General features: G+C 58.5%; 9 protein-coding genes. 5 read left to right on the top strand and 4 right to left on the bottom strand.

Features of this window, described 5'->3' with window-relative positions:
• Window positions 1-117 precede the first annotated feature (117 nt).
• The 3 genes from AC2AXP_RS20515 (at window position 118) to lplT (ending at window position 6,171) form a co-directional block, all read left to right on the top strand.
• Window positions 118-2,394, top strand: coding sequence for a molybdopterin guanine dinucleotide-containing S/N-oxide reductase (locus AC2AXP_RS20515; RefSeq protein ID WP_004959136.1), 2,277 nt, complete (start codon window positions 118-120; stop codon window positions 2,392-2,394).
• A gap of 418 nt (window positions 2,395-2,812) precedes the next feature.
• Window positions 2,813-4,966 carry a bifunctional acyl-ACP--phospholipid O-acyltransferase/long-chain-fatty-acid--ACP ligase gene (aas, locus tag AC2AXP_RS20510; protein ID WP_198773906.1) on the top strand — a complete coding sequence of 718 codons (2,154 nt, stop codon included), beginning with the start codon at window positions 2,813-2,815 and terminating at the stop codon, window positions 4,964-4,966.
• Window positions 4,966-6,171, top strand: coding sequence for a lysophospholipid transporter LplT (gene lplT, locus AC2AXP_RS20505; RefSeq protein WP_004959138.1), 1,206 nt, complete (start codon window positions 4,966-4,968; stop codon window positions 6,169-6,171). Before aas ends, lplT begins: the two co-directional genes overlap by 1 nt.
• Window positions 6,172-6,201: 30 nt before the next feature.
• Here the strand turns inward: lplT and AC2AXP_RS20500 are convergent, their stop codons facing one another.
• The 4 genes from AC2AXP_RS20500 to mutH form a co-directional block, all read right to left on the bottom strand.
• Window positions 6,202-7,242, bottom strand: coding sequence for an NADP(H)-dependent aldo-keto reductase (locus AC2AXP_RS20500; protein WP_039991800.1), 1,041 nt, complete (start codon window positions 7,240-7,242; stop codon window positions 6,202-6,204).
• A 202-nt stretch (window positions 7,243-7,444) separates the two neighbouring features.
• Complete coding sequence (locus tag AC2AXP_RS20495) at window positions 7,445-7,663, bottom strand: YgdI/YgdR family lipoprotein (protein ID WP_004959143.1); 219 nt, start codon at window positions 7,661-7,663, stop codon at window positions 7,445-7,447.
• A gap of 143 nt (window positions 7,664-7,806) precedes the next feature.
• Window positions 7,807-8,523 carry a TerC family protein gene (locus AC2AXP_RS20490; RefSeq protein WP_004959150.1) on the bottom strand — a complete coding sequence of 239 codons (717 nt, stop codon included), beginning with the start codon at window positions 8,521-8,523 and terminating at the stop codon, window positions 7,807-7,809.
• Between the two features lie 91 nt (window positions 8,524-8,614).
• Entirely contained in the window at window positions 8,615-9,301 is a 687-nt protein-coding gene (gene mutH / locus AC2AXP_RS20485; RefSeq protein WP_088499773.1) for a DNA mismatch repair endonuclease MutH, read from the bottom strand.
• 695 nt (window positions 9,302-9,996) lie between these two features.
• Between mutH and rppH the strand changes: the two genes are divergently transcribed.
• Together rppH and ptsP are read left to right on the top strand one after the other, a co-directional pair.
• A complete protein-coding gene (gene rppH / locus AC2AXP_RS20480) occupies window positions 9,997-10,524 on the top strand; it encodes an RNA pyrophosphohydrolase (protein ID WP_004959157.1) in 528 nt (175 codons plus the stop codon).
• A gap of 12 nt (window positions 10,525-10,536) precedes the next feature.
• Window positions 10,537-12,783, top strand: a complete 2,247-nt coding sequence (gene ptsP / locus AC2AXP_RS20475; protein ID WP_004959163.1) for a phosphoenolpyruvate--protein phosphotransferase — start codon at window positions 10,537-10,539, stop codon at window positions 12,781-12,783.
• Window positions 12,784-12,835: the final 52 nt, after the last annotated feature.

The raw sequence follows: 12,835 nt of genomic DNA, 5'->3' as shown, positions 1-12,835 counted from the left end.
GCGGTGGCGCAGCGCTGCGCTTAGGCCGTGATGCGAAGGTAATAGAGCGATTTGTACTTTGGCTGTCCCCGCCGGCAATGGTATTTTTGCCCATTCCATTTTTTGTTTGAGAACGTCATGTCTATTAAACGTTATCCGCAACTCGCACACTGGGGGGCGTATACCGCCGTGGTTGAAGACGGCCGGCTGATCCGCTGCGAACCGTTTGCCGGCGATCCCGATCCGTCGCCGATGCTCGATTCCATTGTGCCGATGACCTATTCGGACAAACGCATTCGCAAACCGGCGGTGCGCCGCTCCTGGTTGCAAAAACGCGAGGGCAGCGACCGCACCCTGCGCGGCCGCGAGGATTTCGTCGAGGTAGACTGGGAGCTGGCGCTGGATCTGGTGGCGGAAGAAAATCGTCGTGTGCGCGACCGCTACGGCCCCTCTGGCCTGTTCACCGGGTCTTACGGCTGGTCTTCCGCCGGGCGCCTGCATCACGCGCGTTCACTGGTGCGCCGCTTCTACTTTTCCGGCGGCGGCGGTGTCGATCAGTTGGGTAACTACAGCTGGGGCGCGGCGCAGTTCTTCCTGCCGTACGTCATCGGCACCTTTACGCCACTGACCGGGCGGGTGACCAGCTGGCCGAGCGTGGTGGAACATTGCGATATCTTCCTGGCGTTTGGCGGACTGGCGCTGAAAAACGCTCAGGTGTCCTCCGGTGGGGCGGCGGAGCATGCGTTGAAACCGTGGCTGGAAAAACTGGTGCGCAAGGGCACGCCGGTGATCAACATCAGCCCAATGCGCGACGATTGCCCGGCCTTCGTCAACGCCGAATGGATCCCGATCCGCCCCAATACCGACGTCGCGCTGATGCTGGCGCTGGGCTATGAGATCCAGCGACATGGCGCGCAGGATGAAGCCTTCCTTGCCAGTCATTGCGTGGGTTACCCCCAATTGGCGGACTATTTGCGCGGCGTAACCGATGGCGTAGCGAAAACCCCGCAGTGGGCCAGCGCCATCACCGGCATTCCGGCGGAGCGCATTGCCGGTTTGGCACAGCAACTGATTGGCGTGCGCAGTTTCATCACCTGTTCCTATTCGGTGCAACGCGCACACCGTGGCGAACAGCCGTACTGGATGATGATTGCCCTGTCGGCGATGCTGGGGCAGGTCGGGCTGCCGGGCGGTGGTTTTTCGTTCGGCCACGGTTCAATGAACGGCGTTGGCAACCCGCGGGTTGATACCCCCGGGCCAACCATGCCGGTAGGCAGTAACCCGGCCAATCTGGCGATCCCGGTGGCGCGCATTTGCGACATGCTGCTGCAACCCGGCGAAGCGTACCAGTTCCAGGGCGAAACGCGGCACTATCCGGATATTCATCTGGTGCATTGGGCCGGCGGCAATCCGTTCCATCACCATCAGCAGCTGAACCGACTGATGGAGGGCTGGCAAAAGCCGGACACGGTGATCGTGCAGGACATCTGGTGGACACCGGCGGCGAAAATGGCCGATATCGTGCTACCGGTCACCAGTTCGCTGGAGCGTAACGACATTGGTGGTTCGTCGCGCGATCGTTACGTATTGGCGATGCATCAGGCGATCGCGCCACAGCACCAGGCGCGCAACGATTTTGACATTTTCGCCGATCTGGCCGAACGGCTGGGGTATCGCCAGTCGTTCACCGAAAACCGCAGCGAACGCCAGTGGATTGAGCATATTTACCGGCAGTGTGGTTTGGCGCAGGCGGGCACCGGTGTGGCATGGCCGGCGTTCGAAACGTTCTGGCAGCAAGGTTATGTCGAATTGCCGGCACCGGAACGGGACTTCGTCTTCTTTGACCAGTTCCGCGACGATCCGCACGGCCACCCGCTGCAAACGCCAAGCGGGAAGATCGAACTGTTCAGCGAAAAAATCGCCGGCTATGGCTACCAGGATTTTGCCCCGCATCCGCAGTGGCAGCCGCCGGTTGAATGGCTGGGGGCGCCGCAGGCGCAGCAGTGGCCACTGCATTTGATCTCGATCCAGCCGGCCGATCGGCTGCACAGCCAGATGGATCCGGCGCCGCAGGTACAGGCCAATAAAACCGCCGGCCGTGAGACGCTGTATATGCACCCGACCGATGCCGAGACGCGCGACATTGACGACGGCGCGCAGGTGCTGGTCAGCAATGCGCGCGGCGGCTGCCTGGCCGGCGTCAGCATCACCGATGGCGTGACGCCCGGCGTGGTGCTGATGGCCACCGGCGCCTGGTTCGATCCGGGCTTTGGCGCGCAGCGGCATGCCGTCGAACAGGCCGGCAATCCCAACGTGCTGACGCTGGATATCGGCACCTCGCCGTTGACCCAGGGGCCGAATGCCATGAGTTGCCTGGTGGAGGTCAGTGCGGTATTGCCGAACGGCGCAGCTTGACGGCAAAAAACGGCCTTACGCCGATTTTTGCTGCTCAACGGGCGCGTTTTCCGCGCGGCCGAATACGCATTTTTTGCTACGTTTTTCCGCGAGATCGTTGACGTTTCATTGAGTTATTACTGACGAGCGCGGAAATTTACAGCTGGTTGCATTTAGAGCAAAACTCTTTCGATTCAACGGTAGTTTCTTACAGCGGGCATCTCTAAAGTAGGCAGTCCCAGAGGTATTGATTGGTGAGAAATCGACATACTCTGTATGTTGAAGCCATTTTCAATTGCACCAACCTACGCGGATGCGTAGGTTTTTTTTTGCCTGCCATATAGTATCCTTTCCCTACAAGCAGTTAGCGCCCGGTTTTTTGGGGCGGTTATCCGCCACCGCGCTGATTGCATCGCCGGCAAGCCCATGGGAGAGCGGTATGATCATGTCTGTATTGCGCACGGTGTTTCGCCTGCTTTATCGCGTGCGCGTCGAGGGCGATGCCCGCCATTTTGATCAGCAGAAACTGCTGATCACCCCCAACCACGTCTCTTTTATCGATGGCGTGCTGCTGGCGCTGTTTTTACCGATCAAACCGGTATTCGCGGTGTATTCCAGCGTCTCGGAACGCTGGTTTATGCGTTGGCTGAAGCCGTACATCGACTTCGTTTTTCTTGATCCCACCAAGCCGATGGCGATCAAGCATCTGGTGCGCGAAGTGCAAAAAGGGCGACCGATCGTGGTGTTCCCGGAAGGGCGTATAACCGTGACCGGCTCGCTGATGAAGATTTACGAAGGCGCCGGGTTTATTGCCGCCAAGTCCGGCGCCACGGTGGTGCCGGTGCGCATCGACGGCCCGGAATTCAGCCCGTTTGGCCGCATGAAAGGGGTATTTCGGATCCGCGCCTTTCCGCAGGTGACCATCAGCATTCTGCCGCCGACCACTCTGCCGATGCCGGAGGCGCCGCGTGCCCGCGAGCGGCGCATGCTGGCCGGTGACCGCCTGCATCAAATCATGATGAAGGCGCGCATGGATAGCCGCAAACCGCAGACCCTGTTTGAGGCGCTGCTGTCGGCAACCGAGCGTTACGGTATGGCCAAACCCTGTATTGAAGACATCAATTTCAAGGAAGACAGCTATCGCACGTTGCTTAAAAAATCGTTGGGTGTCAGTCGGATCCTGCAACGTTTCACCGCCCAGGGCGAACATGTCGGCATGCTGCTGCCTAACGCCACCATTACCGCCGCCGCCATTTTCGGTGCGTCGCTAGGGGATCGTATCCCGGCGCTGCTCAACTATACCGCCGGCGCCAATGGCTTGAGGAGTGCGATGACGGCGGCCACCATCCGCACTATCGTCACTTCGCGCCAGTTTCTGGAGAAGGGCAAGCTGACCCATTTGCCGGAGCAGGTGCCGGACGCCAACTGGGTATATCTGGAAGACCTGAAAGATACCGTCACCCTGGCCGACAAACTGTGGATCCTGCGTCATTTACTGCAGCCGAGACGTGCCATGCTGCCGCAACGGCCGGACGATGCGGCGCTGATTCTGTTTACCTCCGGTTCGGAAGGCAACCCGAAAGGGGTGGTGCATTCTCATGCCAGCCTGCTGGCCAACGTCGAGCAGATCCGTACCATCGCCGACTTTACGCCGCGCGATCGCTTTATGTCATCGTTGCCGCTGTTCCATTCATTCGGCCTGACGGTCGGGCTGATTACTCCGCTGATGACCGGCAGCCGCATCTTCCTCTATCCCAGTCCGCTGCATTACCGCGTGGTGCCGGAACTGGTGTATGACCGTAACTGCACCGTACTGTTCGGCACCGCCACCTTCCTCAACAATTACGCCAGATTCGCCCATCCGTATGATTTCGCCCGCCTGCGTTACGTGGTGGCCGGGGCGGAAAAGCTGGCGGACAGCACCAAACAGATCTACCAGGACAAATACGGCATTCGCATCCTGGAAGGCTATGGCGTGACCGAGTGTGCGCCGGTGGTTTCGATTAACGTACCGCTGGCGACCAAGGTCGGCACCGTGGGCCGCATCATGCCGCAAATGCAGGCGCGGCTGATGCCGGTGCCGGGCATCGATCGGGGAGGACGTCTGCAACTGCGTGGGCCGAACATCATGAAAGGGTATCTGCGGGTTGAACGGCCCGGCGAACTGGAGCCGCCCGTCGCCGAGGATCAACAGGGCAACCTGCAACCGGGCTGGTACGACACCGGTGACATCGTGACGCTGGACGAACAGGGATATTGCACCATTCGCGGTCGGGTGAAGCGTTTTGCCAAACTGGCAGGGGAGATGATCTCACTGGAGAGCGTGGAACAACTGGCGCTGCGCGTCGCCCCGGAGGGGCATCACGCCGCCACGGTGAAAAGCGACAGCAGCAAAGGCGAAGCGCTGGTGCTGTATACCACCGATGACAGCATTACCCGCGACGCCTTGCTGCGCGTGGCGCGTGAACAGGGCAGCCCGGAGCTGGTGGTCCCGCGTGACATTCGCCTGATAAAAACCTTGCCGGTGCTGGGCAGCGGCAAACCTGACTATGTCACCCTGCGTAAAATGGCTGAACAGCCGGAGAGTGTCTGATGAATCAGCCGTTGACTGATAATGCCCCCCTGCTGTCGCGCGGCATGATCGCCGTGATTTGCGCGCAGTTCCTCTCGGCCTTCGGCGACAATGCCTTGCTGTTCGCCACGCTGGCGTTGATCAAACAGCAGCTTTACCCGGACTGGAGCCAGCCGATACTGCAAATGGCCTTCGTCGCCACCTACATCATTCTGGCGCCGTTCGTTGGCCAGATTGCCGACAGTTTTGCCAAAGGGCGCGTCATGATGTTCGCCAACGGCCTAAAGCTGGCCGGGGCGCTGGTGATCTGCTTTGGTCTGAATCCGTTTCTGGGCTACAGCCTGGTGGGCGTGGGAGCTGCGGCGTATTCACCGGCGAAGTACGGCATTCTGGGCGAAATCACCAGCGGTGAGAAGCTGGTCAAGGCCAATGGCCTGATGGAAGCGTCGACCATTGCCGCGATCCTCATCGGTTCGGTGGCCGGCGGCGTGCTGGCGGATTGGCACATTATTGCCGCGCTGGCGGTGTGTGCGCTGGTCTACGCGGCGGCGGTGGTTGCCAACCTGTATATTCCACGGCTGGCGGCGGCACGGCCGGGAGCCTCCTGGCGACCACGCGCCATGACGCGCAGTTTCTTTGCCGCCAGTGTCACGCTGTGGCGCGACGGACAAACGCGCTTTTCGCTGATTGGCACCAGCCTGTTCTGGGGGGCGGGCGTGACGTTACGTTTTCTGTTGGTGTTATGGGTGCCGGTGGCGCTCGGCATCGCCGACAACGCGACGCCGACGCTGCTCAACGCCATGGTGGCGGTAGGGATTGTGATCGGCGCCGGTGTCGCCGCACGGTTTGTGACGCTGGAAACGGTGCGGCGCTGCATGCCGGCCGGTATTCTGATTGGCGTGGTGGTGGCGCTGTTTGCGCTGCAAACCGCGATGATTAACGCCTATGCCTTGCTGATGCTGATTGGCGTACTGGGCGGGTTCTTCGTGGTTCCGCTGAACGCCCTGCTGCAGGAGCGCGGCAAGCGCTCGGTAGGGGCCGGCAACGCGATTGCGGTGCAGAATCTGGGCGAAAATACCGCCATGCTGTTGATGCTGGGCCTGTATTCGCTGGTGGTGAAGCTTGGCGTACCGGTGGTTGGCGTGGGCGTCGGGTTTGGCGTGGTATTTGCGCTGGCGATTGCCGCACTGTGGCTGTCACAGCGCCGCGCCGGTCGGGCAGGGTAATAGCGGGCCGGGATTGCCGGCCCGTGGTGGTTATGGCGCAGGAATGGTGAAGCGGGTATGAATTTCCTCCAACCCGTGTAACACCTCTTGGTCCAGCGTCAGGTTGAAGCTGTCGATATTGGTCTGCAACTGTGCCAGGGTGGTTGCGCCCAGCAGCGTGCTAGCGACAAACGGCTGTTGGCGCACAAATGCCAGCGCCATCTGCGCCGGATCCAGATTATGTCGCTGCGCCAGCGCCACGTATTCGGCAATCGCCCGTTGGGTGTGCGGCGCCGAATAGCGGGTGAAGCGGCTAAACAGGGTATTGCGCGCCCCGGCCGGCTTGGCGCCGTTCAGGTATTTGCCGGTCAGTGTGCCAAAGGCCAGGCTGGAATAGGCCAGTAATTCTACCCCTTCAAACTGGCTGATTTCCGCCAGCCCCACTTCAAAACTGCGGTTCAGCAGGCTGTACGGATTCTGAATGGTGACAATGCGCGGTAGCTGGTGCTTTTCCGCCAGGCTCAGGTAACGCATCACGCCGTACGGGGTTTCATTGGATACGCCGATATAGCGGATCTTGCCGGCGCGTACCTGTTCGGACAGCGCTTCCAGCGTTTCCAGCAGGGTGACGCTGGCCATCTCGTCAGTATATTGATAGTTCAGCTTGCCGAAACAGTTGGTGCTGCGCTGCGGCCAGTGAAGCTGGTACAGATCGAGATAATCGGTGTTCAGACGTTGCAGACTGGCGTCCAGCGCGGCGCGAATGTTTTTGCGATCGAGCGCCTGCTGCGGTCGGATGCCGCTGTCATTGCCGCGCACCGGTCCGGAGACTTTGCTGGCCAGTACGATTTTTTCGCGGTTGCCGCGCGCCTTGATCCAACTGCCGATGTAACGTTCGGTCAGCCCCTGGGTTTCCGGGCGAGGTGGGACAGGATACATTTCGGCGGTATCGATCAGATTGATGCCTGCGGCTAACGCATAATCCAGTTGCGCGTGGGCATCGGCTTCGCTGTTCTGTTCGCCAAAGGTCATGGTGCCCAGTCCCAGCACGCTCACTTCTAAAGAACTGTGGGGAATACGATGATATTGCATTAACGATCTTCCTTACTTGATAGCGCTGCGGGCAGCGATGCCCGGTGAAACAGGAGTCTGCCGTCAGGTTCGTCGCCTAGAGAGCGTCAGGACGCTCTGCTCGACTATAACCAAGCTGCGCGGAAGGGGAAAGCGGATTAAATGCGGCGGAGGGAACAGAATGGCTACCGCGCGCTGACGTCAGCGATAGCCGTTGAGACGATTAACGCTCGATAACCTGCGATACCTGATCGCCATTGATTTGGCGGCTGTTGCCGGCTTCATCGTGGTAGCTGATCAGACCGGTATCTTCATCGATCTCGGGTTTCCCCTGGGTCAGGATCATCTTGCCGTCTTTGGTTGCCATCACGTAATCACTGGAGCAGCCTGCCAATCCGGCGGCCATCACCACGGCGCAAACTGCCATTACCCACTTTTTCATCCTGCGGATCCTCAATTAAGCATAAAAGAACGTTGTTATAAGATTAGCAAATGATGCGTAAAGGTTATCTCAGATAACTCTTTATCTTGGCAAGTTAAAGGATTCGTTGACCGGAGGCGCACAGGGATGCGCCTCCGTTAAGGTTAGGCGGTTGGCTTGTCTTTCTTGCCGCGCATCAGGTTGAGCGCTTCTACCGACATCGAGAAGAACATGGCGAAGTAGATGTAACCCTTTGGCACATGAACCTGGAAGCTTTCCAGCATCAGGGTGAAGCCGACCAGGATCAGGAACGCCAGCGCCAGCATCTTCACCGACGGATGACGATTGACGAATTCGCCAATCGGCCGCGCGGCGAACATCATTACGCCGACTGCAATCACCACCGCCGCCATCATGATAAACAGATGATCGGACAGGCCAACGGCGGTAATCACCGAATCCAGGCTAAAGATGATATCCAGCAGCATGATCTGCACGATGGCACCAAAAAAGCCATGCACCTTGCTGCTGTGATGCTCTTCGGAGCCTTCGATGGTTTCGTGGATCTCCTTGCTGGCCTTCCAGATCAGGAACAGACCGCCAAACAGCAGGATCAGATCCCTGGCTGAAATGCTGTGTTCCATGACGGTAAACAGCGGGTGGGTCAGGCGAATCACCCAGGCGATGGAGGCCAGCAGCCCCAGCCGCATCAGCATTGCCCCCGCCAAGCCGATCCGACGTGCCTTGTTCTGCTGCGCTTTAGGCAGCTTTGCCACCACCAGAGAAAGGAAGATGATGTTATCGATACCCAGAATGATCTCCAGGATGGTCAGCGTACCTAACGCCAACCACGCATTGGGATCTACAATCCACTCAAACATTGCCCAGCACACCTTAAAAATTTCAAAGAGGGAATTATACGCACTTATCGAGATTACGACATTAGTTAAACGCGAACTAAACAAAGGCGCTTTAAATTAAGAAATGTCTTGCCAGTAGCGCGCCGGTAAAGCTTTTTTTCAAATAAAAACCGCGCGGCAGCGTCATGATCGGCTGCCCCTGTTCGCCGATGGCTTCGGTCAGCGCTTTACTGTTGGCGGCCTTGGGCCGCAGTTGCAGCACCTCGCCGTGGCGAGCGGTAATGCGCTCAACGTGGCCAAGCACGATCAGATCCATTAATTCTTCCCAGTCGCGGCGCAGCATCTCTTCTTCCTGCGCGTTCGGACTCCACAGCAGCGGCGAGCCGATGCGCCGATGCGCTAACGGAATCTGCCGTTCACCTTCTACCGGGATCCATAATACCCGCGCCAGTTTGTGCCGCACGTGGCTGCTGTGCCAGGTCACGCCGCTGTTGCCGGTGAGTGGGGCGACGCACACGAAGGTGGTTTCCAGCGGCTTGCCGGCGGCGTCTATCGGGATGGTTTTCAATTCAATGCCCAGCTCGGGGAAATCCTGTTCCGGCTTGCTGCCGGCCATGGCGCCCAGATACAGCTCCAACAGCATGCCAACCCAACCCTTGTCCCGCTTCAAGTCCCTGGGGATGGCGATGTTTGCCTGGGAGGCGAGTTCGCCAAAGCTACAGCCGGCAAGCTGTTGCGCGCGCGCCAGCAGCTGTTGTTCATCTTTCGGCGGCGGGAGCAGCGGGGATAAAAGCGCCATAAATCAAGCCTGTGTTTGGTGGTTAAAAAATGCACTGCATTTACCCTCGGTAGTCAGCCTGGGCTGCCGCCTGGGGAAAAGGTTAATAGTAGCATGATTTTACATGGGTTTTTCTGATGCCGGCGGCCAGAAAGCGATTTCTGTTTTCGCTTGTGCACCTGTAGCCACCGACAATGAACAGGATCTTACACCTATTTATCCACAGATTTATGGGATAACCCACATTTTTACCGATCACTGGTTCGATTTACAGCCTTGACTCAGCGGTTTTTTTGCGAATTTGTCCGATTTGTGCGTAACGCAGGCGAATAATCTGTGGATAAAAACATCTTTGGTGGATCTTTCACCAGCGCAAGATCCCAAGCGTGCATAGATCACATTTTTACCCTGTACATAACTGACGATAACGATTTACCCAATTGTTTTAAAACAATAAATAAATAATTCACCCAGGGGCGTATTTGGCGTTGAAAGAAGTTTTACCGGCTTATCCCTTGAGTTCTTCACACACCTATCCACAGAAAAAGTGAATAAATCGCCGTGAAAATCCCGCTCGTTGTTTATAACTTTGCCATTATCTGTGAGTTATCCCAACGTTATCCGAGACGCAGCGCTGCAAAGCAGTGGTTTACCGCCTGTAGCTTGTGTGAAACAATCAGAGCATCTTTACGAATTTTGCTTATCGAGGTAGTCCGGTGATCGATGATGATGGCTACCGCCCGAATGTTGGTATCGTAATCTGTAATCGTCAGGGGCAGGTCCTGTGGGCCCGCCGCTACGGTCAGCACTCCTGGCAGTTTCCCCAAGGTGGGATTAACCCTGGCGAAACCGCGGAACAGGCCATGTATCGTGAGCTGTTCGAAGAAGTGGGGTTGAATAAAAAGGATGTGCGTATCCTGGCTTCAACCCGTAACTGGTTGCGCTATAAATTGCCAAAACGTTTGGTGCGTTGGGACACAAAGCCGGTTTGTATCGGCCAAAAGCAGAAATGGTTTCTGTTGCAGCTAATGTGCAATGACGCGGATATCAATATGCAGCGCAGCAGCACGCCGGAATTTGACGGCTGGCGTTGGGTGAGCTTCTGGTATCCCGTACGTCAGGTGGTATCGTTCAAACGTGACGTGTACCGCCGGGTGATGAAAGAATTCGCAGCAACCGTGATGCCGATGCAGGAGCAGACAGCGCCACGGCAGGCTCCCGCTTACCGCCGAAAAAGAGGTTAAGTTAAGCAGACTATGCTCACGCGCTTGCGAGAAATTGTTGAGAAGGTAGCCGCGGCAGCCAGTTTGACAGATGCGCTGGATCTTTTGGTCAATGAAACCTGTCAGGCGATGGACACCGAAGTGTGTTCCATCTATCTGGCAGATAACGATCGTCGTTGCTATTACCTGATGGCGACGCGCGGGTTGAAAAAGCCGCGCGGGCGTACCATTGCCCTGGCGTTTGACGAAGGCGTGGTTGGCCTGGTCGGTCGGCGGGCAGAACCGATCAACCTGGCGGATGCGCAAAGCCACCCCAGCTTCAAATATGTGCCGCAGGTGAAGGAAGATCGTTTCCGTTCGTTCCTCGGCGTGCCGATTATCCACCGCCGCCAGCTGTTGGGCGTGTTGGTGGTGCAGCAGCGCGAGCTGCGCCAGTTCGATGAAAGCGAAGAGTCTTTCATGGTTACGCTGGCCACGCAGATGGCCGGCATTCTCTCCCAATCGCAACTCAACGCCATCTTCGGTCAATATCGCCAGACGCGTATCCGCGCCCTGGCGGCGTCGCCGGGCGTGGCGGTGGCCGAAGGCTGGCAGGACAGCAGCCAGCCGTCGCTCGACCAGGTCTTCAGAGCCTCGACGCTGGATACCGTCAGCGAACGCGATCGGCTGACCCAGGCGCTGGAAGAAGCCGGCGCGGAGTTCCGCCGATTCAGCAAACGCTTTGCCGCCAGCTCGCAAAAAGAGAGCGCGGCGATCTTCGATCTTTATTCCCACCTGTTGAACGACGCGCGCCTGAAACGCGAACTGTTTGCCGAAATCGACGCCGGTTCGGTGGCGGAGTGGGCGGTCAAGCAGGTGATTGAGGCGTTTGCCGCCCAGTTTGCCAGCCTGCAGGATACCTACATGCGCGAACGCGCCAGCGATCTGCGCGCGCTCGGCCAGCGGCTGCTGTTCCACCTTGATGACACCACCGAGGGCGCCACCCAGTGGCCGGCTCGCTTTGTGCTGGTGGCGGACGAACTGACGGCGACGCTGTTGGCGGAAGTGCCGCCGGATCGTCTGGCCGGCGTGGTGGTGCGCGACGGTGCCGCCAACTCGCACGCCGCGATCCTGGTACGCGCAATGGGCGTGCCGACGGTGATGGGGGCCGATATTCAGCCGTCGTTGCTGAACCAGCGGCTGCTGATTGTTGACGGCTATCGCGGTGAACTGCTGGTCGATCCGGAGCCGGTGCTGGTGCAGGAATATCAGCGGCTGATTAACGAAGAGCTGGAACTCAGCAAGCTGGCGGAAGACGACGTTGAACAACCGGCCCAGATGAAAGGCGGTGAGCGGATTCAGGTGATGCTCAATGCCGGTTTAAGCCCGGAACATGAGCAACTGCTGGGAGGCCGGGTCGACGGTGTCGGCCTGTATCGCACCGAAATCCCGTTCATGCTGCAAAGCGGCTTTCCGTCGGAAGAAGAACAGGTGGCGCAGTATCAGGGCATGTTGCAGCTTTATCCCAGCAAACCGGTCACGCTGCGCACGCTGGATATCGGTGCCGACAAACAGCTGCCGTACATGCCGATCAGCGAAGAAAACCCGTGTCTGGGCTGGCGCGGTATCCGCGTTACCCTCGATCAGCCGGAAATATTCCTGATCCAGGTGCGCGCGATGCTGCGCGCCAATGCCGGTACCGGCAACCTGGGCATTCTGTTGCCGATGATCACCAGCCTGGATGAGATCGACGAGGCGAAACGGTTGATCGAACGTGCCGGCAACGAGGTAGAAGAAGTGTTGGGATATGCCATTCCCAAGCCGAAGATCGGCGTGATGCTTGAAGTGCCGTCCATGATCTTCCTGATCCCCTTCCTGGCTCGGCGGGTTGATTTTATTTCGGTTGGTACCAACGATCTCACGCAGTATCTGTTGGCGGTCGATCGCAACAATACCCGCGTGGCGTCGCTGTATGACAGCCTGCATCCGTCGATGCTGCGGGTGCTGAAGATGATCGTCGAGCAGGGGGAGGCCGCCGGTTTGCAGGTGGGGCTGTGCGGCGAACTGGCCGGCGATCCGATGGGCGCGCTGCTGTTGGTTGGCATGGGGTATCGCCATCTCAGCATGAACGGACGCAGCGTGGCGCGGATCAAATACCTGCTGCGGCATATCGAACTGGCAGAGGCGCAAGCCCTGTCACAGCGGGTGCTCAATGCCCAGATGACCACCGAAGTGCGCCATCTGGTGGCGGCATTTATGGAGCGGCGCAGCATGGGCGGGCTGATTCGTGGCGGGCGCTGAGCCGCGCGCTGACTGATTTTTTTACAGAACTTTTCCCTGCGGGCCAGGCCGG

Source organism: Serratia sp. Sp408 (assembly GCF_057180665.1).
The sequence above is the reverse complement of the archived record's forward strand: the minus strand, read 5'-3'. Positions and strand labels throughout refer to the sequence as shown.